Here is a 24,717-nt window from a genome sequence, read left to right as displayed (position 1 = left end):
GCCTCAGGGCGCGTCGCGCAGCCGCAGGCCGATGCGCGCCAGCAGGGGCGGGCCCAGCGTGTCCACCCCGGCGCGGCCCGCGAGGTACTCGCGGTCGAAGAGGTTCTCCACCGCGCCGAAGACGTGCAGCTTCCAGAAGAGGCGGCGGCTGGCGGACACGTCCACCACGGCGTAGCCGCCCATGGGGCGCTCGTTGAGGTCGTCCTCGAACTGAGCGCCCGTCACGCGAAGCTGCACCGTGGCCGTCACGATGTCGGGGTCGTGGAAGGTGAGGATGGCGGTGCCCCGGTGTCGTGGGTCCTGGGCGAGCTGCTTGCCCACCAGCCCGGGCTGCCCGGGCGAGCGCGTCACGACAGGGTCCACGAAGGTGTACGCGAGCAGCGCCGTCCACTGGCGTGCCAGCCTCCAGTCCACGCTCGCCTCCACGCCGCGCACCCGCGCCTGTCCCAGGTTCTCCCGCTGGCGCGTGGAGCCATCCGGAAGCGGCTGCTCCAACGTGACGTTGGTGATGGGGTCGTCGAGCACGTTCCAGAAGCCCGTCACGCGCGTGGTGAGGCCCAGCGAGGAGGACTCGGCTTCCACGCCGGCCTCGGCGCCCCACAGTCGCTCCGCGCCCAGGTGGGCGTTGGCGGCGGTGAGGAGGGTGCCCACCTGGAAGGGGCGGTACAGCTCGTTGAGCGTGGGGGCGCGGAACGCACGGTAGGCGGAGGCGCGCAGGGTGAGCCCCTCCAGCGGACGCACTCGCAGGCCCAACCGTGGGCTGAGCTGCTGCTCGGTGCGGTCGTCGAAGCGCGTGGTGGCCACCGCGCCGTTGGCGCGCTCCAGACGCTGCTCACCGTCCTGGTTGCGCCACACGTCCATCCGGAGCGCGGCGCTGAGCTCCAGGGCGGGCGAGGGTGTGTAGAGGTCCTCGATGAAGACACCGCCGGACAGTTGGGTGCCTCCGGTGTCGCGCAGGCGGAGGGAGGTCTCCGAGGGCGCGGGCGGGAAGAGCTGCTCCCGGGACGTGCCCGCCATGCGGCGCGCGTCCAGGCCGGCGGTGAGGACGTGCGTGCCCAGGGCCGTCCAGGACGGGCCGGACCAGACGAGGGACGCGCCCTGGTCGTTGGCGGGCACATCCTGGCTGGCGGCCAGCGCCTCGGAAGAGCGGTCCTGGGTGATGCGCGCGCGGTCCTGTTCGAATCGTTGCACGCGGCCGAAGAGGTCCAGCGTGAAGGTGCCGCTGTCCGCGGTGCGCAGCCGTGCACCCGCGCCGAAGTGCGCCAGCTCCACGCGCGCGGTGGTGAGCCGGGTGCCGCCGTTCTGGTCCTCCCGGAACAGGCCGGCGCGAGCGGAGAGGGTGAGCGCATCGGTGGCATCCGCTTCGACGCGCCCGTTGAGGACGGCATGGCTGCTGGGCGTGTCCGCGTCGATGGCGCCGCGCTGGGCGGCGCTGACGATGGGGTAGCCGTCGCTGTCGAGCAGCTCTGCCTCCAGCGAGGCGCGGACGGGACCCCACATCTGCGCCCCGCGTGCCGCGAGCATGCCCGTATGCGCGTTGCCATAGGTGGCATCCGCGTCGAGCTGCGTTCCGGTGATGTCGCGTGACACGAGCTGCACGACACCGCCGAGCGCGCCGCTGCCGTAGAGCGCGGAGCCGCCGCTGGGGACGACCTCGATGCGCTCGAGTCCGAGCCGTGGCAGCGAGCGCCAGAAAATCCAGCCACCAAACGGGTCGTTGACGGGGATGCCGTCGAGCAGCACGAGGCTGCGCGCCACGCCCGAAGGCGCGAGCCCGCGCAGGTTGAGTCCCTGCGCCGTCGGGTCGGAGACGAGGCTGGGCGTGCGGCGGAAGGTGGCGGCGGAGGGCACGGTGCGGACCAGCGAGTCCTGCGTCAGCGTGGGGCTCCGGTCGATTTCCGGGCGGGGGAGGACCGTGGTGGTGGCGGGCACGTCCCTCGCCGGCCGGGGACGCCGCGAGCCCGTGACGACGGTCCGCCCAGCGTCCGCATCCTCTGCCTCCGCCCGCTCCCGCGTGGGCGCATCCGTTGGCGGCTGCCCGTTCGTATCAGGAACCTCCTGGGCCTCAGGAGCAGGCGCCGCCATCACCGTGGAGGAGGCGAGGGCCCAGAGCAGGGGCGCGAGCACCCGGATGCGGCGCACGTGAAGACTCCGATGAGTCACGAGGAGGTCGGGCATCGATGCCCGCTCTAGCAGCCCGACGCCCTGGTTCCAGGTCGTCGGGCGGATGGCCCCGCCGAAGGTGGCGATTGTCCGTCCGATGCTGAACGCACGCTCCAAACCCGGCTGCGTCATCCGCCGGCGCGGTTGCCCGCTACGTCCCGCACGGTGAGCACGGCGGCGTCCACCTCCGCCAGGATGCGACGCGCGTGCCGCAGGAAGGCTTCGCCCGCGGGGAGCAGGCGCATGCCACCCCGGGTCCGCTCGAAGAGGCGCGCTCCGAGTTCGTCCTCGAGCGCCTGGATGTGGCGGCTGAGCGGCGGCTGCGTCAGGTGCAGGCGGCGCGCGGCCCGGCCCACGTTGCACTCCTCGGCAACGGCGACGAAGGACTGGATGTGCGTAAGGCTCACGTCCGCCACTCTATCGCTGTCGGCCATACCGAAACAGCATTGGACGCCAGGCACCCTGGCCCCTCACCTTGGCGGCCATGAGCATTCCCTTGTTCAAGGGCACGGACGTCGAACGTCTGCGCCGAGCGAGTCAGGCCGCCGCCGGTACGCTGGCTTTCGTTGCCTCGAAGCTGACCCCCGGTGTCACCACGGCGGACATCGACCAGTGGGTTCGAGAGGACACGGCGCGTCGGGGTGGCAAGCCCAGCCAGTTGGGGTTCAAGGGCTACCCGGCCACCGTCTGTACCAGCCGCAACCACATCGTCTGTCATGGCATCCCGAACGCAGGCGAGCAACTGGTCCGTGGGGACATCATCAACGTGGACGTGACGACGTGCCTGGACGGCTTCCACGGGGACACCTCCGCGACCTTCCTCATTGGCGAGGTGTCCGAAGACGCTCGTCGCATCGTGGACGTGGCGCGCCGGTGCCGTGACGCGGGCATCGCCGTCGTCCGCCATGGCGCGCGGCTGGGGGACATCGGCGCGGCCATCGAGGAGCTGGCGAAGAAGGAGGGCTGCAGCGTGGTGGAGGAGTTCGGCGGGCATGGCATCGGCCACCAGATGCATGGGCCGCCCACTGTGCCCCATACCGGCAAGCGAGGCTCGGGCATCAAGCTGCGCTCGGGCATGGTCCTCACCGTGGAGCCCATGGTGAATCTGGGACGGCCGGACATTCGCATCCTGGCCGACGGTTGGACGGTGGTGACGGAGGACGGCAGCCTGTCCGCGCAGTTCGAGCACACCATCCTGGTGACCCCTGACGGCTGTGAGGTGCTCACCCAGCCCGAGCTTGCCCTTTCGCTCGAAATCGCCTGCTGAACGCTTCCCCGCTCTGGAAGGGCGGGCAGGCGGCCGTGCCTGCCATGGGTCCTCGGGGTGCCTACCCTTGGAGGATGAGGGCAGGAGGCCGCGCGATGAAGAAGGAGATGCTGTTGTACGAACTGCACCCGGCACTGGTGCACATGCCACTGGCCTTGCTTCCCACGGCAGCCGTGGCGGACCTCATCTCGGTGACGACGGGCGACGGCGCCTGGGCCCGGGTGGCACGCCGCATCTGGGTGGCTGGCTCCATTGGTGGCCTGCTCGCGGGCGTGTCGGGACTGGCGGCCAGCCAGGAGGTCCGGCTGGAGACGCCGCGTGCCCGGGACATGACGTTCCTGCATGGCGTGGGCAACGCCTCCGTGCTGCTCGGCGCCTTGGGGGTGACGGTGTGGCGGCTGCGGCGCGAGCCCACCGCGGCCACCGTGGCGCTGGGGCTGGGCGCCTGTGGGCTGGCGCTCGGCACGGCGACGCTCGGCGGAAAGATGGTCTACGAGCTGGGCGTGGGACAACCCGCTTCAATGCGCGATGCGAACGCCCCCGCGTTGCTGTCGCGAGACGCGCCGCTGCTGCTGGTGCGTGACGCGCTTCGTGGAGTGCAGTGGCTGGTGACGCGTGCGCGGGAGGTGCTCGCCGGTGGGCGTCCGCTCGCGAAGGGCGCCGCGGGCACGGCGCCAGAGGACGAGCCGCTCACGTTGTCCTCGCCCGTCGCCGTGTTCCACGGCCCGGGCCGTCCCATGCCTCAGGCGTAGTGCCCGCCCTTCCGGCGTCCATGTCATGACACTTCGGCGTGACGTGGATACCCCCGCACAGGCTGCTGCGGGGTGGGTTTGCCGTCCCCGGCAAATGGCGCTAGAGCTCCGCGCCAGCGAGTGGGGGACGACGCATGCGCACACGAGGGGAAGTCGCAGCGGTAGTGCTGGGCATCATGCTGGTCGGAGCGGGTGCTTCGTTGCTGGTCCCCCGGTGGGCGCTCGGCAATCAAGGGGCACCGCGCGAAGTCGCCCGGACGCCCGCGGCTCCACCCCAGGTCACCGCCGAGCCGCGCTTCCACGTCGAACCCGCGAAGGATGACACCGGCCGCTCCGTGCAGGTGGCGAGCCTTCGCGACGAAGCGCCGGAATGGGAGCGGTTCGCTGCGCGCGCGCTGGTGCCGCTGACGCCGGACGAACGGGCCTTGCTTCGAGAAGAGCCGGTGGACGATCTGGCGGCGCTGGTGACGCGCACGGAGCGCGCCTTCATGGACGCAACGCCCGAAGCGCGCGTGGAGAAGGAACGGCGCTATCTGGCGGCGCTGAACCTGGTGGCGAAGCTGGCCACGCCGCCGGAGCCCTCGGCCGAGGACCTCCGCGCGCGCGAAGTGGACGCGCGCTACCAGCAGGCGCTCACCGTGGAGCAGGTGAAGTGGCGGTCGCTTCCGCCAGAGGAAAAGTCGCGTCAGCATGACGCCTTCAAGGAAGCCTTCTTCCGCGCGGAGGAGACGCGATGAAGGCGCTTCCGAGGAGTCTCCTCGCGCTGGTGTTGCTGGCGCCCGCGTTGGTGCTGGCCGGGCCGCACTACGTGGCCTCGCGTGACTGGGGCACCTTCATCTGGTTGAGCACGTGGCTGGACGCGGGGCAGACGTACACCTTTGAGACGCGGGAATTGACGGGCACCGCGCCGGACACCGTCCTTCACGTGCTCCGGGACCGGGGCGGCTGGAGCCAGGTGGCCATGGGTGACGACTGCGCGGGCGCGGCGCGTTCCTGCGTGACGTTCACCGCGCCAGACTCCGGGCTCTACCGCGTCTGGGTGCGCGCCTATGCGGAAGGACGCGGCGGGACGGCCAGCCTGTATCGCAACGGAGCGCTCCTCCTGAGCAACCAGCCCTTCGGCGGCGTGCCGCTCAGCTTCGCCTGGAACGTGAAGGACACCTTCCGGGCCACGTCCACGACGCCGGGCGAGGGGGACCACCTGGTCTTCCTGCTGCGCTCCAACGCGGAGTACCTGCAACACGACGATGACAGTGGGCCTCGCTCCTACCCGCTGGTCGTCGCGGCGAGCACACAGAACGCGGGCGCCCAGCGCGTGGTGGTGGGCCGCTTTCCCGGCAGTACGGGCACGGCCAGCTTCGTCCACGACGACGCGCTGTGGTCCACCATCTTCAGCGACAACGACGAGGATGAAGACGGCATCTCCAATGCGCTGGAGCCGCTCGTGGGGATGAACCCGGACTCGAAGGACTCGGACGGGGATGGGATACCGGACACGCTGGAGCTGTTCGGCAATGACGGCTTCTCCTTCTCCGAGTGGGGCAGCCCCACGGTGAAGGACCTCTACGTGGAGGTGGATTGGATGGAGCACCCCACCAATCCCTATCTCACGCGGAAGCCCTATGCCGGGCTGATGGCGGACGCGGCGGCGGTGTTCGCGCGGGACGCGGGCGTGCGGCTGCATGCCTTCGTCGACAGTGCGCTGCCCTGGCATGAAGTGGTGTGCTTCGGCGCGTGCAGCGGCGGCGTGGACTTCTATTCACTGAAGCAGGGCGGGTTCTCCACCGGGTACCCGGAGCGGCGGCCCTACTTCCACTATGCGGTGTGGGCCTACCGGCAGGGCAGCAGCACGTCGTGTTCCTCCGGCAAGGCGGAGGTGCTGGGCAATGACCTCATCATCAGCCTGGGCTGCTGGAGCAGCCCGAGCATCCAGGAACAGCGTGGCACCTTCATCCACGAGCTGGGCCACAACCTGGCGCTGGACCACAACGGCAACGACGTGGCGGGGCAGACCAGCGTGGTGCACGCCAGCGTGATGAACTACCGCTACCAGATGCTCGGCGTGGGCTCGCCGGGCTCGCACACGTACTCGTTTGGAGGCAATGCGTGCGCGGCGTGTAGCGCGTCCCCCAAGAGCAAGTGTGTCTCCTGCCGGAACGGCTTCCTGGGATGCGGCTTCCCTGGGTGCGGCTCGTGCGACTGCGATGTGAATGAGTGGGGCGCCGTGGAGCTGGACTTCCTGGACGACGGCGACGCGGACGACGGCACCCACCGCGCGCTGCTGGCGAAGTACGCTCCAGACGACAAGGGAGGGCCGGTGCGGTTCCAGCCGCGCGTGCCCCACGCGGAGCCACCCGTCGCGGCGCGTCGCCTGAAGGTGGAGCGCACGCGGGAGCGGCTGCGGGCGCGGGGGCAGGTGGAGGGGCAGGACTTCTTCGTGTCGGCCGACGGCACGACGCTGTACGCTGAGTGCCCATGAGCATTCGCCCGCGCCCGGCCCGTTGTCGTGCCCCGGTGCGCTGGGCGCGCGGCGCCGCGGGGCTCCTCCTGACCGGCTTGATGGGCTGCCAGATGAAGTGCTCCGAGCCGGTCCCCGACGCCAGGGGCGCCTTTTCGCTCCGGCGCGAGAGCCCGTGTGTCGAGGTCTGGCGCGCGGCCCAGGTGGACGTGGCGTTCAAGGAAGAGCCCGAGGACGCCGCGCGGCAGCGCACGGACACGCGGCTGGAGCGCCGCTTCACCGTCGCCCGGCAGTTGCGCGGTGCGTACCGGCACCAGGACCGGTGGGCCTCGGTGCTGGAGTACGAGGCGGGGCCGGTGCGCGGCGGCGTGAGCTACGGCCTCCAGGTGCCGGACGTGCTGGCGGACCTGACGGGTCAGGTCGTTCAGTGGACCAGCCATCGCGAGCCCGCGTCCTGTCCTACGAAGGAGGATGGTGAGGTTCCCGTGTTGTTGTCGGGGGACACCCTGCGGGACGCGGAGGGCCGGCTGTTGCTGCTCACAGTGCCGAGTGCTCCCACCACCATCGCGGGAGATGTGCTGCTTCCTCCAGGGCTCGTTCCGGAGCTGGGCTTCCAATGGGAGGACGCGGGCTGCACGCTGGCGGATGGGACGCATGCGCTGGACGTCCAACTCCGTGTGACGCACGCGAATCGTTCGCAAGGCCCGGGGACCACCGTGACTGCCGAGGTAGGACAGCCGGCCCCGCTGACCCTGGACGGTGTGCGCTATGTCGTTCGGGTGGCGCGTGCCACGGCGGATATGCAGGGCCGGTGTGGGCAGGCTGTCTTCACGCTGATGCGCGAGGACCTGCTCGAACAGGGGCAGCCCGGACCCTGAGTCACGGCGCTGGATGCCGTTCCTGGAAATAGTCTGCCTTACCGCTCGTTGTGCGGGACCGGTATGTAGGCATGCCGCGCCCAAGCGCTTCATGCGTGGCGTGGGCCCAGGCCTGCTATCTTCGCGGGCTTCAACGGACACCTGAGGGACGACACCATGCGAAGCGGGCTGAAGCGGAACTGGGCGGGGTTCGCGGTGGGCGGCCTGCTCGGCGCATGGGTGCTCGGCTGTGGCGGCTCGACGACGGAGGGACTGGAGTCGCTGGAGCAGGGGACCGCGCCGCCCCCGTCCGTCTCCGTGGACCTGTCGAGCGTGGACCTCCGCACCCGGCTGGAGTCCATCGCCGGCCTCACGGTGCTGACCGACGTCGAGGTCAACGGCTTCCGCTTCTTCACGATGGACTACGAGCAGCCCGTGGACCACCTGCGTCCCTGGGGCACGCGCTTCCAGCAGCGGGTGACGCTGATGCACCGCTCGGAGACGGCGCCCATGGTGCTGGACACGGAAGGCACCGCCATCTTCGAGGAGCCCATCCCCGCCGAGCCCACGGACCTGCTCCAGGGCAACCAGCTCACCGTGGAGCACCGCTTCTACGGCGCGTCCAAGCCGGCCGACATGGACTGGCGGAAGCTGACGATGTGGCAGGCGGCCGCGGATGCCCACCGGCTCGTCGAAGCCTTCAAGCCGCTGTACGGCGGGCGCTGGCTGTCCACCGGCGTCTTCAAGGGCGGCACCGCCGCCCTGGCCCACCGCTTCTATTTCCCGAACGACGTCCACGCCACGGTGACCTATTCGGCGCAGCACAACCGGGGCCTCCATGACGCGCGACACGGGCGCTTCATCCTCACCAAGGTGGGCGACGCGGCCTGCCGCCAGCAACTCGCGTCCCTCCAGTACGCCGCGCTGACCCGCCGCGACGAGCTGCTGCCCTTCATGGATGGCTACGACGCCCAGGGCTTCACCTTCAACACGCTGGGGAAGGACCGCGCCTTCGAGTTCGCCGTCATCGAGGTGCCCTTCATCTTCTGGCAGTACTACGGCATGGCGGGGACGTGTGAAGGGCTGCCCTCGCCGGAGGCGAGCGCGGAGGAGCTCTTCGCCTTCTTCAGCTACGTCTCCACGCTGGAGTTCACCTTCTCCGACCAGGCGCTGGAGGAGTCGGCGCCGCTCTACTACCAGGGCGCCACGCAGCTGGGCGGCCCGGGGTACCCGGAGGTTCACCTGCGGCCGTTGCTGCGCTACGCCGGTGAGCACCTCCCCACGCGCTTCCCGCCCACGGGCGTGCGCAAGCAGTACGAGCCGTGGACGGTGGGCCTGCTGGAGGCGTGGACCCGCTTCGAGGCCAAGCGGGTGCTGCTCGTCTATGGAGACCTGAGCCCGTGGTCCGCCAGCGCCTTCAGCACCACGACGGGCAACGACGCGTACCGCGTCATCGCCGATGACAGCATCGGCTTCTTCGGCACGCTGAGCGCGCTGCCGGAGCCGCAGCGGAGCTTCCTGCTCGGGCGCCTGTCGGAGTGGGCGGACGCCCCGGTGCAGCTCCCGACGGGGATGGATGCCCTGCGGCGCCGCGAGTCGAGCGACGCGCGCATGAAGGCCTACCGCGCCCGGTAGCGGGCGGGCCGCCGCTGTTTCACCGGACCGGCTCAGGCCGGGCTGGAGTCGATGACCTTCTTCGCGATGCCGAAGGAGAAGCCCGCCCGGGCCAGCGCGGCCAGGTCCCGCTTCCGATTCTCCTCCCGGGTGCCGGGCTGCGTGCGGAAGGGACCCAGCCGCTTCTTCCGTGCCCAGATTCGCGCGGCATCTTCCTCGGACACCTCGTGGGTGGCGTCGGCGACCTTCTTCGCCACGACTTCCGCGGGGACGCCCTTGAGGCGCAGCTTCTGGGCAATCACCCGCGTGCTGCGGCCCGAGGCGCGCAGTGAGTGCGCCTTCATCTGGGCATAGGCTTCGTCGTTGAGCAGGCCGTTTCGCACCAGCTTGGCGACCAGCGCCTCCACCCAGGCCAGCGCCTCGCCGCGCTCACCACCGTGGAACTTGATGGAGCGGTCCACCCGGCGCAGCAGCACGCGCTGCAACTGGCTCTTCGTCGCCGCGTAACGCTTCAGGTAGTGCAGCGCCGCGTTCTCCAGGTAGGTGGGGGACACCTTCCGGGGCCGCTTCGGACCGCGCTCCTTCTTTTTGTCGGGTCCTCCCCGCGCCTCATCCATCACGGGCCTGGGTCTACCACCCAGGTCCGACACCCGGAAGGAACGCCAAGCGCGTGCGAGCCGTCAGTCGCCTGCCTGCTCGAAGAGCGCGGACATCGTGCCGGACGGGTCCTCGATGAGGCAGAAGCGGCCCGAGGGGCCGGCGCTACGAATCTTCCCGCGCACGCGGCCGCCCATCGCGGTGACGCGCTCCAGACTGTGCTCCAGGTTCGCCACGATGATGTAGATGATCCAGCCGGTGGGCTGGTCCTCGTTCGGCCCGCGCGCGTGGCAAATGCCGCCGACGGGCGTCTCGCCGCCGCCCGGGGGCATCATGACGAAGTCCTCGTAGCCGCCCATGTCCAGGCCGGTGGCGGACCAGCCCGCCACGTCCTTGTAAAAGTCCCTCACCGCCACGGCGTCCTTCACCGTGAGGTCCATCCAACCCACGCTCCCCACCGCTGGCTTCTTCATGTCCGTGTTCCTGTCCTTCGAAATGCCCGTGGCGCGCTAGCCCAGCGACTTCAGGGACTCCGGCACCTGCCAGTCCGGCTTGAGGCGGGAGATGACCTTGGCCAGGTTCTCCTTGTCCTGGGCCTTCTCCAGCGCGGCCTCGGGCGTAATCACGTCGTCCTTCACCAGCCGCTCCAGGTGCATGTCCAGCGTCTGCATGCCTTGGCCCTGGCCCGCCTGCATCTTCGAGGCAATCTGGAACACCTTGCCCTCGCGAATCATGGAGGCGATGGCGGGCCCGCCCACCAGGATTTCCAGCGCGGCCACGCGGCCCTTGCCGTCCGCCGTCTTGATGAGCTGCTGGGCGACGATGCCCGCCAGGCTCTCCGCCAGCATGCCGCGCACCTGCTGCTGCTCGTCCGCGGGGAAGGCGTTGATGATGCGGTCGATGGTGGCCGGCGCGCTGTTGGTGTGCACCGTGGCGAACACCAGCACGCCGAAGCTCGCCAGCTGGAGCGCCAGCTTCATCGTCTCGTTGGTGCGGAGCTCGCCAATGAGGATGACGTTGGGGTCCTCGCGGCCCGCGGAACGGATGGCGGTGGCGAAGCTGGACGCGTGCGGCCCCACCTCCCGGTGCGTCACCTGCGCCCGCATGGACTCGTGCACGAACTCCACCGGGTCTTCGATGGTGAGCACGTGCGCGGGTCGCGTCTTGTTGATGTAGTTGATCATCGCGGCCAGCGTGGTGGACTTGCCGCTGCCCGTGGGGCCGGTGACGAGCACCAGCCCGCTGCGGCGCTCCGACAGCTTGCGCACCACCTCCGGCGTCTTCAGGTCCTCCAGTGACAGCACCTTGCTGGGGATGGTGCGGAAGACGGCCGCAAGGCCCGTCATCTTGTTGAAGTAGTTGGCGCGGAAGCGGGCCTTCGTCCCGTAGCTGTAGGCGAAGTCCAGGTCCAGGTCCTCGACAATCTGCCGCTGCTGCTCCGGCGAGCAGATTTCGAAGAGCAGCGCCTGCATCTCCGGCGCGGTGAGGGGCTGCTCGCGCAGCGGCACCAGCTCGCCGCGGATGCGGCCCATGGGCGGGTAGCCGATGCCCAGGTGCAGGTCGCTGCCCTTCTGCTCCAGCAGCGCATCGAACAGGACGGCCAGACGGGGCGTCGTCATCTCAGGAGCCCTTCCTTCCCATCAGCGAGCCCATCTTGCTGAGCAGCCTCGCGCTATCCTGCTGCGTCTCCGGCGCGGCCACGGTGGCGCCGGACCGCTTGCCCGTCACCACCGCCTCCAGCTCGTCCGGGTTGTCCGCGAAGCCCTTGGCGACCTCCAGCTTCACCTTCCCGGCGCGCACCAGGTCCGCCAGCGAGTCCTCGAAGCGGATGATGCCCAGGCTCTTGCCGCGCTGCTGGAGCGAGGGAATCTGGAACGTCTTGTTGTCGCGGATGAGGTTGCCCAGCGACACCGAGCCCGGCAGCACCTCCGCCGCGGCCACCAGCCCCTTGCCGTCCGCGCTTGGCATCAGCCGCTGGCTGACGATGAGCCGCAGGCCGCTGGACAGCGACAGGCGCACCTGCTGCTGGTCCCCCGGCGGGAAGAGGTCGATGAGCCGGTCGATGGTCTTCGCCGCGCTCGGCGTGTTCATGGTGCTGATGAGCAGGTGGCCCGTCTCGGCGGCGGACAGCGCCATGCGCACCGTCTCCGTGTCGCGCAGCTCGCCCACCACGATGACGTCCGGGTCTTCACGCAGGCTGCCCTTCAGCGCGCTGGCGAACGTCTTGGTGTGCGAGCCCACCTCGCGCTGGCTGATGAGCGCGCGCTTGCGCGGGTGGACGAACTCCACCGGGTCCTCCACGGTGAGCACGTGGTGGGACGTCTCGCGGTTGATGAGGTCCACGAGCGCCGCCAGCGTGCTCGTCTTTCCGTGGCCGGACGGGCCGGTGATGACGATGAGTCCCTGGTGGTGGTGCGTGGCCTTGGCGATGTCCGCGGGCAGGCCCAGCGACTCCAGCGTGGGCACGTCCCGCGCAATCAGCCGGAAGGTGCCCTTGAGGCCGGTGCGCTGGCGGCTGACGTTGACCCGGAAGCGCCCCATCTCCGGCGTCTCCAGGGAGAAGTCACAGCTGCCCTCGCGCTCCAGCACCGGCCTCAGCCGCTCCGGCACCACCGGCAGCAGCAGCTTCTCCACCGTCGTCGCGTCCAGCACCGGGCCCTGCGCCATCAGCTCGCCCGCGAAGCGGAAGAGGGGCGGGCGCTCCGCGATGATGTGCACGTCGCTGGCCGGCCCCGACGGCCTTCCTCCAGCAACACGGCCAGCTCGCGCCCCGCGCCCGTGAAGGTCCGGGCCGGCGCGGCCACCGGACGGGCCGCCGCGGGCTCGGGCGTGCGGTAGGGCTGCGACGCAGCGGGCTCGGGCGTGCGGTATGCCGGAGCAGGGGCGGGCTCGGGCGTCCGGTAGGACGGTGCCGCGGCCTGCACGGGCGCTGGGGCGGCGGGACGCGCGGGCTGCGCGGACGCGGGCGCCGCGGGACGCGCGGTGGCGGCCTGGGCGGCGGCCCCCGCGTCGGCGGCCCGGCTGAGGCGCAGGTGGATGAGGTCCCCTCGCCGCATGGCGGCGATGGACAGCGAGCCCAGGCCGGTGGCGTTGACGGTCCACTGGACCGGCGTCTCCGTGACGGTGGAGGCCCGGGCCACGCCCACCATGGCCTGCAGAGCGCGAGTGATGTCCTCGGCCGTGGCGGTGGTGGGGTCTACCGGCTCATAGCCATTGGCGCCGCGGATCATCGGCGGACGGCCGGTGGCCAGGGTCAACTCGGTGACACCCGGACGCGACAGGTGCCGCAACAGTTCTGCGAGCGATTTCATGCGGGATGTCGGCTCAGCCGCGACAGCGCGCGGGCGCGGGGGAGCCGCAGGATAGACGACATCGCGCGGAATCCGGCCACCCCTTGTCCCAGGATTGCCCGCCTGCTTCCGGACAGACGGAAATCGTCCGTGCCTGACGGAGACTGTCACCTGGAATGCGGGGGGAGGGAGCTCCGGGACCCACCAGGGGCCCGCTCGGAGCAGCAGGCGGGAGGAGGGCCCCCCGCCCGGCGGCATTACGTCCCGTGGAGTCTAGAGCTCGCGGGACATCAGGAGGCGAAGCTTCCCGGACTTCTTGGAGACCACCGTGGCCACCGTGGTGAAGCCTTCCTTCCGGTAGAAGCTCACCGCGGGCGAGTTGGACGGATCCACCCGCAGGGCGATGGTCTTCCGGTACATGTCCCGGGCCGCCTTCAGCGCCTGCTCCAGCAGGATGTTGCCCAGGCCCTTGCGGCGCAGCTCGGGCTTCACCACGATGTTGCGCAGGTACGCCGCGCCCGGAACCGGGCCGTCCCGCTCCACCGTGACATAGCCGACAAGCTGGCTTTGCAGCTTCGCCACATGGATGAAGGGCTTGAGCTGCGTCAGGGCCTTGAGGCTGTCCTCCTGCGTCTCACCCCGGCTCTTCCAGGGCTCAGAGCCGGCGCGCAGGTCCGCCACCGCCGTCATGTCTTCGTCGGTGGGCAGGCCGAACTTCACCGCCGCCATCAGGTCGTTGGGGAGGCCAGCCACATCCAGTATCGGTGCTGGGGCCACCTCCACGCCTGCGTCCACCTGCTTCATCGTCATCGCCTTGCTCCTCCGTCGAGTTGCGATCCTAACCGCTCCGGCGGCACCGGTGCACGCGGTGATTCCGCGCACATTGTCCCATGAAGTGAGGAGAGGCCCTCCTCTCCGCTGGTGAGGAGCCGGATTTCGTCGAACCGGCCATGCGTTCAGCCCATTCCAAGGATGAGCATCGCCTCCACGCCTGGCACCCTGCCGGCCTTCCGTGTCGGACCGCTTCCCACTATAAAACCCGCAGTCGGGCGCGAAGGCGTCAAACTCCTCCGCTCGACCGTCAGCCAGAGCCCCACCTTGCAACTCAACCATGCCCAGCGAGAGCTGACGCTCAAGATCGTCTACTACGGGCCCGGCCTCAGCGGGAAGACGACGAATCTGCGTCATCTCCACGCGAAAGCGTCCCCGGAGGTGCGGGGGCGGTTGCTGACCGTGGAGACTCACGACGACCGCACGCTCTTCTTCGACCTGCTGCCCGTCTTCTTCTCCACGTCCTCCGGCTTCAAGGTGAAGGTGAAGCTCTTCACCGTGCCGGGCCAGGTCATCCACAACGCCACCCGGCGCATCGTCCTGCAGGGCGCGGACGCGGTGGTCTTCATCGCGGACAGCCGCCGCGGCGCCACGGCGGACAACAACGCCTACTGGCGCAACCTCCAGGAGAACATGAAGGAGAACAACCTGGACCCCAGCCAGGTCCCGGTGGTCATCCAGTTCAACAAGAAGGACCTGCCGGACGCGCGCACGGATGCCGAAATCGAGGAGTCGCGCCGGCGTGGCGGCGAGGCGGTGGTGGGCGCGGTGGCGCTGCGGGGCGAAGGCGTGCTGGAGACCTTCCACGCGGTGGCGCAGGCCGCCTACCGGCGGCTCGACTTGCGCGCCCACCGGCGCGCAACCTGGGCCTGACGGAGGCGGAGTTCCTGGGCCAGATCTTCCGGCGCATGGACCTCACGGGCACGGCGTTGGCCTCCATGTACGGGCGCGCGGCGGGTGAAGCGCGCAGCGGAGACGGGCGATGAACGGCGCGTCGGGCAACGGGGCGTCGGACGGCGTCGGCGCCTCGCGCCGTGAGTCCGTGCTCCAGCGGAGGCTGTCGCTGGCGGACATGCTGGACCTTCCCTCCTTCGTGGAGGTGGTGCGGAGCTTCAGCGAACTGTACCGCGTGGGCATCAAGGTGATGGACACCGCGGGCGACAAGCTGGCCGACGTGAAGGTGGGCCACGGCGACTTCTGCTCGTACGTGTTCGGCTTCCCGGAGGGCCGCTCGCGCTGCACCGCCACGGTGGCCCGCGTGAAGGACGGACCGGTGGCCCTGGTGCAGGGCGCCCGGCCCGCGCGCGGTGATGGCTCGGAGGCGGCGGGCATCATCGCGCTGCCGTGCTTCACCGGCCTGCGCTACCTGGTGATGCCGGTGCGCTGGGAGGGCGACGAGCTGGGCCGCGTCATCCTGGGCCCCTTCACGCCGGAGGAGCTGGCGGACTTCCCGCCGTCGCTGACGGACATCTCCGGGGTGGACCTGTCGCGCGCGCACGAACTGGTGGCCCGCGTGCGGCGCGTGCCCGAACGCACCGCCGCGCAGGTGCTGGTGCACTTCGGGCAGGTGCTCGCCGCGCTGGTGGCCAGCGGGCAGCGCGCCTTCCTGGCGACGCAGCTCCACATCGAGGCGATGCTGGAGACGCACCGGGATTTGGAGGCGAACAACGCCCGGCTGGCGCAGGCCAACACCCGCCTGAAGGAGCTGGACCGGCTGAAGTCCACCTTCCTGGGCACGGTGAGCCACGAGCTGCGCACGCCGCTGGCTTCCATCATCGGCTACTCGGAGATGCTGGCTGAGGGCCTGGCCGGCGCGCTCAACCCGGAGCAGCTGCTCTACGTGCGCACCATCGTGGAGAAGGGCGAGTCGCTGCTCAACCTCATCTCCTCCATCCTGGACCTGAGCCAGATTGAAGCCGGACGGCTGCGCCTGGTGATGGGCCCCGTGGACCTGGGCAGCGTCATCCAGACGGCGGTGTCCAGCGTGGCGCCCCAGGCGCAGCGCAAGGGCGTGGAGCTGGAGGTGCGCCTGCCGCCGTTGCCTCAGCCGCGCCTGGCCGCGGACGCGGACAAGCTGCGCCAGGTGGTGGTGAACCTGCTCGCCAACGCGGTGAAATTCACCTCGTCCGGGGGCCGGGTGTCGGTGGTGATGTCGGAGGCCACCGCGCAGAAGGAGCTGGCCGCGCCGGGCTACCGCGTGAGCGTGGAAGACACCGGCATGGGCATCCGCGAGGACCAGTTCGAGAACATCTTCCAGAGCTTCTACCAGGTGGACGGCAGCTCCACGCGCGAGCACGGCGGCGCGGGGCTGGGACTGGCCATCGTGAAGAGCCTGGTGGAAGGCCACGGCGGCCGTGTGTCCGTGGAGAGCGAGTTCGGCCGGGGCTCTCGCTTCACCGTGGTGCTGCCGCTCCAGCCGCCGCTGTCGGAGCACGGCGGCTTCTCCGCGCTGGCGCCCACGCCGTCGCCCAGCGGACACGACCGCTTCTGACGCGACCTGACGCACCGGGGGACTGAACTGAGTTCCCCGGCCGGAAGGGCTCCCGCGTATCCTCGCGCGCATGCTCTCCGGACGCCCCCCCGCCTCCTCCTACGTACTCATCGACGCCGAGAACATCGACTGGGCTGTGTCCAACGTGGTGGGGCGCAAGCCCGAGTCCCAGGACCGCGTCCAGTTCGACCGGCTCGTGTCCTTCTGTGAGACGAACTTCCCGGCGCCCGTGCGCTGCGTGGTGGTGCTCAACGCCCGCGGAGAGCAGCTGCCGGACGTCATGATTGGCTTCGTGCGCGCGCTCAAGTCCGCCGGCTGCGACGTGGCCCTGCTCTACGGCCGCCCCGACCAGAAGGTGGTGGACCTGGGCATCCTGAAGCTGCTGGAGAACATCCGCACCCAGCGCCCCGGCGCGGCGGTGGTGCTCGCCAGCCATGACGGCGCGGACTTCGCGGACGCGCTCAAGCCCATGCTGGAGGAGAAGCGCCAGGTGGCCGTGCTCGGCCTGCGTGAATACGTCAGCCAGCGCTTCCGGGAGCTCGTCCCCTCCGGGCTCAAGATTCTGGATTTGGAGTTGAACGCCAAGGTGTTCAACCGGCCCCTGCCGCGCATGCTCCCTGTCAACGTGGACGAGTTCGACCCGGGGCTGTTCTTGTAGCAATGGCAGTCACATGACCCGCCAGGGCTGTGGTGATTCCTGTCACAGCCCGGTGTATTCTGAGAGTGCGGTAAAACATGGCATGACGCTTGAAGTCGCTTCTCCTGAGCTCAGGGATTCCCCCTGGGTCGTCAGGAGCCTTCATGCGTTCGTCTCGTCGCGTTGGAACCGCCCTCTGGGCCGCCGTCTTCTCGCTCGCTCTTCCGCTCAGCCAGGCCCACGCCGCTGACGATTGTGTGGAGTTCCAGGGGCTCCAGCACTGTGGCCTTGGCGCCGTCAAGGTGAGTGGTTCGGAGAAGGGCGTTCGCATCGACAGCCAGGAGAAGGAGCCCTCCGGTAAGGCCGGCGTCGCCATCCACACGCCGCCCGCGGCGGCCTGGACGGCGGAGACCCAGTCGGACGGCGCGCAGCGCAACTTCTTCACCGCCTACGCCGAGGATGTGCCGGTCAGCACGTCCACCGTCAGCTCGTCGCGGGAGTCCACCTCGTACTCCGCGACGTTCACCGGCTCCGGTGACGCGACCACCTACTCCGTGCTCGCGTACTACAACGGCCGGCTCCAGGCCGCCGTGGGTGGCATCAGCAGCGGTGACACGGGCGCCGTGGGCATCATGGTCCCCAACCCGGGTTGGACGCCGAACTGCCGCCCGCGCACCCAGACGTATGCCCAGTGTGAGTCGGCCTGCTACGCGAACGGCTACTCCAACTGCAACTACTGCAACACGCTGTGCCCCCTCACCGTAGGCTTCGCGAGCGCTCAGCTCAGCAGCGCCTGCCTGTGGCAGTACACCGTCGCGGAGCCGGGGGTCCGGCTGCCGAACGGCCAGATTGTCCGGGCTGACCAGATTGTGTTGCAGGAGGAGATCTCGGGCCCGTCCAACTACCCGTACCTCAACTTCAACCGCATCGACCTGCAGACCACCGCGCGCTCGACGGTCATCACTGGCGAGTCCCTGGTCCCCGCCGGCAAGTAGTCATCGCGTCGTTTCGGCCTGGAGCGGGCTCAGGGGGGGAGCCTGCTCCGGGCCGTTGTCTTTCCCGTTCCAAATCCTCTCTCCGAAGAGCGTCCCATGAAGGCATCGTGGTGGTTGACGGCCCTGCTGCTCACGGCGGGAGCACCCAGGCAGGAGACCGACGCCCCCGCGCCGGGCGCGGCCGTCTCGGAGGTGCCCGGGCGCCCGGACGACGAGGCCCTGGCGGGGGCGGCACCACGGTGTTTGACGTCTCGCACAATGCCTATGGCCGCGCGCTGGGAAACCTGGCGCCCACGCGCTGGTACCAGATGCGCGAAGGCAAGGTGTTGTTCATGCGGGACTGGGCCGCGCATGAAGAAGGGCTGGCGGGCCCGCTGACGAACGCCGCCGGGTGTGGTTCGTGTCACTTCAAGGATGGCCGGGGCCGCCCGCTGCCCGACGTGGGGCCGGAGGCGCCGCTGCTCGTCCGGTTGAGCGTGCCCGCGAAGGACGCGCCCGCGGGGCGTCACGAGCCCGTCTACGGCGTGCAGCTCAATGACCGTGGGACCGCGGACGTCCCGGCCGAGGGCACGGTCCAGGTCTCCTATACGGACGTGAAGGGGATGTACGCGGACGGGACGCCGTACACGCTGCGCCAGCCGCGCTACCGCATCAACCAACTGGGCTATGGGAAGCTGGCGCCCGATGTGATGCTCTCGCCGCGCATCCCCTCCCAGCTCTTCGGCCTGGGGCTGCTGGCGGCCATCCCGGATGAAGCCATCCACGCCCTGGCGGACGCGGATGACCGCGATGGGGACGGCGTCTCGGGCCGTCCGAACCGCGTGGTCAGCGTCCACTCCGGCAAGGCGGAGCTGGGCCGCTTCGGGTGGAAGGCCAATCAGCCCACGCTGGAGCAACAGGTCGCCAGCGCCTTCTCCGAGGACCTGGGACTGACGTCACCGCTCTATCCGGAGAGCAACTGCACGGCGAAGCAGGCAGGCTGCATGACGCGAGTGGCCGCCAGGGGCCCCGCGTTGTCGCGCCACGTCCTGGAGCGGACGACGCTGTACCTGCGGCTCATCGGCGTGCCCGCGCGGCGTGACGTGTTCGAGCCCACCGTGATGAAGGGACAGGTCCTCTTCCAGCAGGCGGGCTGCGCGGCGTGCCACCAGCGGGAGTTCACCACGGGCACGGTCGAGGACGTCCCCGAGCTGTCCAACCAACGCATCCGTCCGTACACGGACCTGCTGCTGCACGACATGGGGCCGGAGCTGGCGGACGGCCGCCCTGACGGAGAGGCGAGCGGCACCGAGTGGAGGACGCCGCCCTTGTGGGGCCTGGGGCTGCTGGAGACGGTGAACCGTCAGGTGCGGATGCTTCACGACGGGCGCGCGCGCAGCTTCGAGGAGGCCATCCTGTGGCATGGCGGCGAAGGCGCTCGTGCCCGCGAGCGCTTCAAGGCCTTGGGCAAGGCGGAGCGTGAGGCATTGGTGGCCTTCCTGCGCTCGCTCTGAACGCGAGCGCAGGGGGCGCCGCCGTCAGCTGTTGGCCATGGCGGTGCGGAGGCTGTCCAGGATGTAGTACCGGAGCTCCTCGCTCGTCATCTCAGGCGTTTCCTTCAGCTTCTTTTCGGCGAACTTCTTCCATTCGTGCAGTTCGTTGGGCGTTGGCTCGCTCGACGGTTGCGAGGGCCCGGCCTCGTTGAGGTAGATGAGCCAGCCGTAGGCCGCCCGGATGTGGTCTTCGATGCGATTGCTGGCGGGGGCGTCCGTCCCCATCTTCTCGTTGCGCATCGCGTCCTGGATGGCGAACTTGAGCTCCTCCGGGGAGATGTCCTTGTTCTCCTTCTTCTTCTCGTTGGCGAAGGCGCGCCAGCGCCGCATCTCCTCGGGCGTGGCGTCGCGCTCCTGTCCCTCGTAGCAGAAGGACACCCACTTGACGGCGTCCTGGATGAACTTGTCGGTGTTGGTGGTGCCCGTGCCGTCCATGCCCGTCGCCTTCACGCGGATGGCGTCCTGGATGGCGAACTTGAGCGCCTCCGGCGTGATGTCCGGGTTCGCCTTCTGGTGCTTTCGGGCGAAGTCGCGCCAGTGTGCCAGTTCCCCGGCGGTGGGCTTGCGCTCCTGGCCCTCGTAGCACTGGGTGACCCACTTGACGCCGGCCTCGATGAACTTGTCGATGTTCAGCGGCGTCGCCTCACCGGTCCCCGTCATCTTCGCGCGCACGGCGTCGGTGATGGCGTACTTGAGGTGCTCCGGCGAGATTTCCGGGTCCTTCTTCAACTGCTCCTGGGCGAAGGCGCGCCACTCCTTCAGCTCCGCGGGCGTGGCCTTGCGCTCCTTGTCCTCGTAGCACTGGGTGACCCACTTGACGGCGTCCTGGATGAACTTGTCGATGTTCTCCGGCGTCACCGCGTCCGTCCCCAGCACCTTCCCCCGGACGGCGTCGATGATGGCGTACTTGAGCTCCTCCGGGGTCGTCTTCGGATTCTTGCTCATCAGGTCGGCGGCGAAGGCGCGCCAGTGCTGCATGTCCGCCTCCGTGGGAGGGGGCGCCTTGTCGTCGTAGCACTGGTGGACCCACGCGAGGGCCTCGGAGATGAACCTGTCGGTGTTCGCCGGCGAATGGGCGTCCAGTCCGTCCCGCTCCAAGCGCAGCTTGTCTTGGATGGCGAAGCGGACCTCCTCGGCGGTGATTTCGGGGTTCTTGTTGCGGAGCTCCCGCGCGAAGTCCAGCCACTTGGAGCGCTCGGGCCCGCTCGCCCAGCGCTCGCCTTTGAAGACATTCCGGTATGCTTCGGCAATGCATTCCGCCAAGCGCTCATCCCTGAGCGGGCCCAGGGCGGAGGGGAGAATCTCCTTGCCGAAGGGGGGCTGCGGGGTGCCCGGAGTCCCCGGGGCCTGCGCGGCGAAGGTGCTCGCGGGGGCTGCTTTCGTCACGCTCTGCGTTGGAAGCACGGAGCCGAGCAGGTCCACCCACTGCTGGGCAGTGACGTCCTTTTGGCCCGTGGGGCTCGTCTGGGTTTTGGACGTGGAAACGAAAGGCAGCCGCTCGCCAATCTTCGACATGAAATTCCCCCAGGAGATGGAAGTCCCAATCTTTATGTTGTCTTGGATTGGTGGGAAAAAGTTGCGTCTGCCCAAGGTTCCAAAAAGCGTCGTTGCCCGGACAGGCCGTCTGGTCTTACATGTACGTCCATGTCTGGTGAGTTCGATTTCATCCGCCGGTTCCTCGCGCACTTCCCGGCCGCGCGCGTGCCCGTGGGGCCCGGGGACGACTGCGCGGTGCTGCCCCCTTCCGTTGGTGCGCAGTGCGTCACCACGGACGCGGTGGTGGAGGACGTGCACTTCACGCGCGCCGCGTTCTCTCCCGCGGACATCGGCCACAAGGCGCTGGCGGTGAACCTGTCGGACCTGGCGTCCATGGGGGCCACGCCGCGCTGGTTCGTCTGCGCGCTCGCGCTGCCGAAGGACTATCCCCTGCGGGAGCTCACGGGCCTGGCGCGAGGCATGGCCGCGCTGGCCACCGCGCACCGGATTGCCCTGGTGGGTGGCAACTTCACCTCCGCGCGCGAGCTGTCCGTCACCATCACCGCGGCGGGCGAGCTGTCACGCGCGCCCCTCACCCGCGCGGGGGCCCGGCCCGGGGACCTCCTCTATGTCTCCGGCACGTTGGGCGATGCGCGCCTGGGCCTGGAGCACCTTCGTGCGGGGCTGCGCCGGGGCGCCGCCGTGCGCCGTCAGCGCCGCCCCGAGCCTCGCGTGGCGCTGGGCCTGCTCGCCTCGCGCCATGCATCCGCCGCGCTGGATGTTTCCGACGGACTTGCACAAGACCTGGGTCATCTCTGCACCGCCTCGGGTGTCCGCGCGGAGCTGGAGGTGGAGCGACTGCCGCTGTCGGCGGCGGTGCGCAAGGCCCTGGGGCCCGAAGGCGCGCTGGCGGGGGGCGAGGACTATGAGTTGCTGCTGGCCGTTCCTCCGGGACGCAGCCGGGCATTCGAGCGCGCGTGCGCTAGAGGAGGGCACGCCATCACCCGCATCGGCCACTTCACAGAGGGGCGCGGGTGGGTGAGCCGGGACAGGACAGGCCGCGTTCTCCCACTGCCAGAGGGGTTCGACCACTTCCGACCTCGGGCGATGGATTGACCCTGCGGAGCAGCAAGGCTAAACCCGAGACGCTTCTCATCCCCCGAAAGCAACCCGTGCGCCGTCCCCTCCGCGACGACACAGTCCCCGGACACACTCCCCGCCGCGAGCCCCTGCAGCGACTGCTGCGCGCCGTGGACGGACCTCGCGCGACCCGCGAGGTCTCCCTTCACCGGAAGATTCTCAACGGCTACGTCTTGATGGGGCTGGCGCTGACGGGGTGGATGTACGCGTCGGACGGCCTCATCAGCTTCGTCTTCCCCGCGCTCAGCGCGGGGGGGAAGGACGCTGTGCGCATCGGCGTCGCCATCATCATCACCGGGGCCGCCGCCGCGCTGCTGCCTTCGTGGCTGGCGCGCGTCACCCGCGTGAAGGTGCTCAGCCGCTCCGCATACGAAATCTCGCAGGGCGACCTGTCCAAGCCGGTGGCCGCCGAGGGCGGCAGCAAGCGCGACGAGATTGACGAGCTGACGGGCGCCATCACCCGCATGCAGGAGAACCTGCGCGAGCTGGTGGGCAAGATTCAAGAGACGGCCAAGAGCGTGGCCGACACGGCCATCGACCTCCAGCGCTCGGCGGAGAACGTCAACGGCTCCACCGAGGAGGTGGGCTCGTCGATGGAGAAGATTGCCGGCGGCGCCGAGTCCCAGTCGCAGCTGGTGTCGAAGGCGTCCAAGGTCATCACCGAGATGGCCGGCAGCATCCAGCGCACCACGGCCAGCGCCGAGGACGCGGCGCGGACGACGGCGGAGACGAGCAGCGCGGCGGAGGACGGCTCCAAGGCGGCGCGGCTGGCCGGCGACAAGGTGAAGAAGGTCTTCAACCGCATCGAGTCCGCCAGCCAGCAGGTGTTCGCCTTCGGCGAGAAGACGCAGGAAATCTCGAAGATCGTCGACGCGATTACGCAGGTGGCGCAGCAGACGAACCTGCTGGCGCTCAACGCGACCATCGAGGCGGCGCGCGCGGGTGAGTACGGCCGCGGCTTCGCGGTGGTGGCCGATGAAGTGCGCAAGCTGGCCGAGAGCGCGGGCCGCTCCGCCGAGCAGATCTCCAAGCTGGCGCGCGACATCTCCGGGCAGTCCACCTCCGTCGTGAGCGCCATGAAGGAAGGCATCGCGGAGCTGGCCGAGGGCCGTGAGGACCTGACCAACATCGTGCGCTCCATGGGCGCCATCACCGACACCATCCGCAAGGGCTCCGAGAAGGTGCACCTCATCTCCGAGAGCGCCCGCGAGCAGCTCAAGGGCAGCGAGGAGATGGTGACGGCCATCGAGGAAATCAAGCTGGTGGCGCGCAACAACGCCTCCTCCACCGAGGCCATCCAGGCCGTCATCCAGGAGCAGACCGCCGCCGTGTCCCGCATGACGTCGCTGGCCAGTGAGCTGACCAACCTCTCCGTCGAGCTGCAGAGCGTCGTGCGCAGCTTCCGCCTGGGGCCATGAGCCAGACGCCCTCGGACAACGTCGACGCGAAGCTGAAGGCCGCGGAGGACCATCTGCGCGAGGTGATGCTCGCGCTCCCCGAGGTCACCGAGGAGTTCCCCTGGGGCCACCGCACGGCCAAGGTGAAGGGGAAGATGTTCGCCATCCTCGTGCTGGACAACGACGGGCTGGGGGTCACCACCAAGCTCCCGGAGTCCAACGAGGCCGCGCTCACGCTGCCCTTCACCGCGCCCACCGGCTACGGCCTGGGCAAGAGCGGCTGGGTGTCCTCCCACTTCAAGCCGGGCAGCGAGGTCCCCATCGGGCTGCTGGCCCAGTGGATTCACGAGAGCTTCCGCGCCGTGGCGCCGCAGAAGGTGCTCAAGGCGCTGATGGCTCCGGGCGCGGCGCTGGCTCCGAAGGCGAAGCCGGCGGCACGGAAGGCGAAGTCAGCGGCGAAGCCCGCGGCCCCTGCAAGGACGTCCGCGGCGGCGAAGCCGGAGGCCGGTGTTGGGAAGGGCGGGGCGGCGAAGCGGGGCGTGGCGGCGGGGCGGGCCGTGGCCCGGACGTCAGCGGCCGGAAAGAAGCCCGCACCGGGCAAGGCGGCGGCGGGCGGGAAGAAATCCGTGGCGAAGCCGGCCCCGGCGCGCGAAGGTCCCACCAGGCGGGTCGGCGCGAAGCAGACGTCCACGGCGAAGCGGGGCGCGGCGGGTTCGTCCCGGTCGAAGCGGTAGCGAATCGGGCCGGTCATTCCAGAGTGGATAGAACGTTACTCCTGTGCGGCACGTCATCTTCCGGGTGGAGAAGGAGCGTTACGGGTTGCCGCTCTCGGCGGTGCGGGAGGTCGTCGTGCCTCCCGAGCGCTTCACCCGTGTGCCGCGTGCGCCACTGGCCATTACAGGCGTAATGAATCTGCGCGGCAGGGTCGTGACAGTGGTAGAGCTGCGGCAGCTTCTGAGTCTTCCCGAGGGTCCTACCCCGCCCGGACGGGTGGTTCTACTGGACCGCGGGCGGAGAGACCTGGGACTGTTGGTAACAGACGTAGATGGCATCGAAGCGGTGGAGCGGGTGAGCACGGCGCCAGGAAAGATGACGCCTGCCATCCGGGGCGTCGCCAGGCTGGGTGGCCTGGGAGTGACGGTCCTGGACCCAGAAGGGTTGGACGCCGCGGTGGTTGCCTTGTTCACCCATTCCAAGTGAGTAGCCCCCTGGAAAGCGCG

Annotated in this window: 21 protein-coding genes and 2 pseudogenes; 15 read left to right on the top strand and 8 right to left on the bottom strand. The window is 69.6% G+C overall.

Annotation, left to right across the window (positions count from 1 at the left end):
• Positions 1 to 3 precede the first annotated feature (3 nt).
• Positions 4 to 2,295, bottom strand: coding sequence for a TonB-dependent receptor (locus QEG98_RS36910; RefSeq protein WP_316564657.1), 2,292 nt, complete (start codon positions 2,293 to 2,295; stop codon positions 4 to 6).
• Entirely contained in the window at positions 2,292 to 2,570 is a 279-nt protein-coding gene (locus QEG98_RS36905; RefSeq protein WP_090488753.1) for a LysR family transcriptional regulator, read from the bottom strand. The genes QEG98_RS36910 and QEG98_RS36905 overlap by 4 nt, the downstream gene beginning before the upstream one ends.
• A gap of 77 nt (positions 2,571 to 2,647) precedes the next feature.
• On the opposite strand from QEG98_RS36905, the gene map reads away from it, so the two are divergent.
• The 6 genes from map (at position 2,648) to QEG98_RS36875 (ending at position 9,132) form a co-directional block, all read left to right on the top strand.
• Positions 2,648 to 3,430 carry a type I methionyl aminopeptidase gene (gene map, locus QEG98_RS36900; RefSeq protein WP_090488008.1) on the top strand — a complete coding sequence of 261 codons (783 nt, stop codon included), beginning with the start codon at positions 2,648 to 2,650 and terminating at the stop codon, positions 3,428 to 3,430.
• A 95-nt stretch (positions 3,431 to 3,525) separates the two neighbouring features.
• A complete protein-coding gene (locus QEG98_RS36895; protein WP_316564656.1) occupies positions 3,526 to 4,182 on the top strand; it encodes a DUF2231 domain-containing protein in 657 nt (218 codons plus the stop codon).
• Between the two features lie 176 nt (positions 4,183 to 4,358).
• Entirely contained in the window at positions 4,359 to 4,919 is a 561-nt protein-coding gene (locus tag QEG98_RS36890) for a hypothetical protein (RefSeq protein ID WP_316564655.1), read from the top strand.
• Complete coding sequence (locus QEG98_RS36885; protein ID WP_316564654.1) at positions 4,916 to 6,661, top strand: hypothetical protein; 1,746 nt, start codon at positions 4,916 to 4,918, stop codon at positions 6,659 to 6,661. Before QEG98_RS36890 ends, QEG98_RS36885 begins: the two co-directional genes overlap by 4 nt.
• Complete coding sequence (locus QEG98_RS36880; protein ID WP_316564653.1) at positions 6,658 to 7,518, top strand: hypothetical protein; 861 nt, start codon at positions 6,658 to 6,660, stop codon at positions 7,516 to 7,518. Before QEG98_RS36885 ends, QEG98_RS36880 begins: the two co-directional genes overlap by 4 nt.
• Before the next feature lie 156 nt (positions 7,519 to 7,674).
• Positions 7,675 to 9,132, top strand: a complete 1,458-nt coding sequence (locus tag QEG98_RS36875; protein WP_316564652.1) for a S28 family serine protease — start codon at positions 7,675 to 7,677, stop codon at positions 9,130 to 9,132.
• 32 nt (positions 9,133 to 9,164) lie between these two features.
• On the opposite strand, the gene QEG98_RS36870 is transcribed toward QEG98_RS36875, so the two are convergent.
• The 5 genes and pseudogenes from QEG98_RS36870 to QEG98_RS36850 form a co-directional block, all read right to left on the bottom strand.
• Positions 9,165 to 9,728, bottom strand: a complete 564-nt coding sequence (locus QEG98_RS36870) for a regulatory protein RecX (protein WP_090488022.1) — start codon at positions 9,726 to 9,728, stop codon at positions 9,165 to 9,167.
• A gap of 63 nt (positions 9,729 to 9,791) precedes the next feature.
• Positions 9,792 to 10,181 (bottom strand): VOC family protein, encoded by a 390-nt coding sequence (locus QEG98_RS36865; protein WP_316564651.1) that lies wholly within the window; start codon positions 10,179 to 10,181, stop codon positions 9,792 to 9,794.
• A 36-nt stretch (positions 10,182 to 10,217) separates the two neighbouring features.
• The gene (locus QEG98_RS36860) at positions 10,218 to 11,327 is read right to left on the bottom strand and encodes a type IV pilus twitching motility protein PilT (RefSeq protein ID WP_316564650.1); all 1,110 of its coding nucleotides are present in this window, start codon (positions 11,325 to 11,327) and stop codon (positions 10,218 to 10,220) included.
• A 1-nt stretch (position 11,328) separates the two neighbouring features.
• Positions 11,329 to 13,019, bottom strand: a pseudogene (locus tag QEG98_RS36855) (type IV pilus twitching motility protein PilT).
• 252 nt (positions 13,020 to 13,271) lie between these two features.
• Positions 13,272 to 13,808 carry a GNAT family N-acetyltransferase gene (locus QEG98_RS36850; RefSeq protein ID WP_011556629.1) on the bottom strand — a complete coding sequence of 179 codons (537 nt, stop codon included), beginning with the start codon at positions 13,806 to 13,808 and terminating at the stop codon, positions 13,272 to 13,274.
• A 288-nt stretch (positions 13,809 to 14,096) separates the two neighbouring features.
• Between QEG98_RS36850 and QEG98_RS36845 the strand changes: the two are divergent.
• The 5 genes and pseudogenes from QEG98_RS36845 (at position 14,097) to QEG98_RS36825 (ending at position 19,445) form a co-directional block, all read left to right on the top strand.
• Positions 14,097 to 14,815 (top strand): annotated as a pseudogene (locus QEG98_RS36845) (GTP-binding protein).
• Positions 14,812 to 16,320, top strand: a complete 1,509-nt coding sequence (locus QEG98_RS36840) for an ATP-binding protein (protein ID WP_316564649.1) — start codon at positions 14,812 to 14,814, stop codon at positions 16,318 to 16,320. Before QEG98_RS36845 ends, QEG98_RS36840 begins: the two are co-directional and overlap by 4 nt.
• Positions 16,321 to 16,390: 70 nt before the next feature.
• Complete coding sequence (locus QEG98_RS36835; RefSeq protein ID WP_011556626.1) at positions 16,391 to 16,978, top strand: NYN domain-containing protein; 588 nt, start codon at positions 16,391 to 16,393, stop codon at positions 16,976 to 16,978.
• A 143-nt stretch (positions 16,979 to 17,121) separates the two neighbouring features.
• Positions 17,122 to 17,952: a hypothetical protein gene (locus QEG98_RS36830; RefSeq protein WP_316564648.1), complete on the top strand. Its 831-nt coding sequence runs from the start codon at positions 17,122 to 17,124 to the stop codon at positions 17,950 to 17,952.
• A gap of 239 nt (positions 17,953 to 18,191) precedes the next feature.
• Positions 18,192 to 19,445, top strand: coding sequence for a di-heme oxidoredictase family protein (locus QEG98_RS36825; protein WP_316564647.1), 1,254 nt, complete (start codon positions 18,192 to 18,194; stop codon positions 19,443 to 19,445).
• A gap of 24 nt (positions 19,446 to 19,469) precedes the next feature.
• Here QEG98_RS36825 and QEG98_RS36820 read toward each other — a convergent pair whose 3' ends face one another.
• Entirely contained in the window at positions 19,470 to 20,999 is a 1,530-nt protein-coding gene (locus QEG98_RS36820; RefSeq protein WP_316564646.1) for a hypothetical protein, read from the bottom strand.
• A 129-nt stretch (positions 21,000 to 21,128) separates the two neighbouring features.
• Here QEG98_RS36820 and thiL point away from each other — a divergent pair, with 129 nt between their 5' ends.
• Genes thiL through QEG98_RS36800 form a run of 4 tightly spaced genes read left to right on the top strand, consistent with a single transcriptional unit; the run spans position 21,129 to position 24,697 of the window.
• On the top strand, positions 21,129 to 22,076 hold the full coding sequence (gene thiL / locus QEG98_RS36815; protein WP_316564645.1) for a thiamine-phosphate kinase: 948 nt from the start codon (positions 21,129 to 21,131) through the stop codon (positions 22,074 to 22,076).
• 56 nt (positions 22,077 to 22,132) lie between these two features.
• Complete coding sequence (locus tag QEG98_RS36810; RefSeq protein ID WP_090488042.1) at positions 22,133 to 23,518, top strand: methyl-accepting chemotaxis protein; 1,386 nt, start codon at positions 22,133 to 22,135, stop codon at positions 23,516 to 23,518.
• A complete protein-coding gene (locus QEG98_RS36805; RefSeq protein WP_316564644.1) occupies positions 23,515 to 24,231 on the top strand; it encodes an MmcQ/YjbR family DNA-binding protein in 717 nt (238 codons plus the stop codon). Before QEG98_RS36810 ends, QEG98_RS36805 begins: the two co-directional genes overlap by 4 nt.
• 43 nt (positions 24,232 to 24,274) lie before the next feature.
• The gene (locus QEG98_RS36800; RefSeq protein WP_011556619.1) at positions 24,275 to 24,697 is read left to right on the top strand and encodes a chemotaxis protein CheW; all 423 of its coding nucleotides are present in this window, start codon (positions 24,275 to 24,277) and stop codon (positions 24,695 to 24,697) included.
• The last annotated feature ends 20 nt before the right edge of the window (positions 24,698 to 24,717 follow it).

Source organism: Myxococcus sp. MxC21-1, assembly GCF_032612255.1.
Lineage (GTDB): Bacteria > Myxococcota > Myxococcia > Myxococcales > Myxococcaceae > Myxococcus > Myxococcus virescens.
This window is presented reverse-complemented; position numbering and strand designations above follow the sequence as displayed.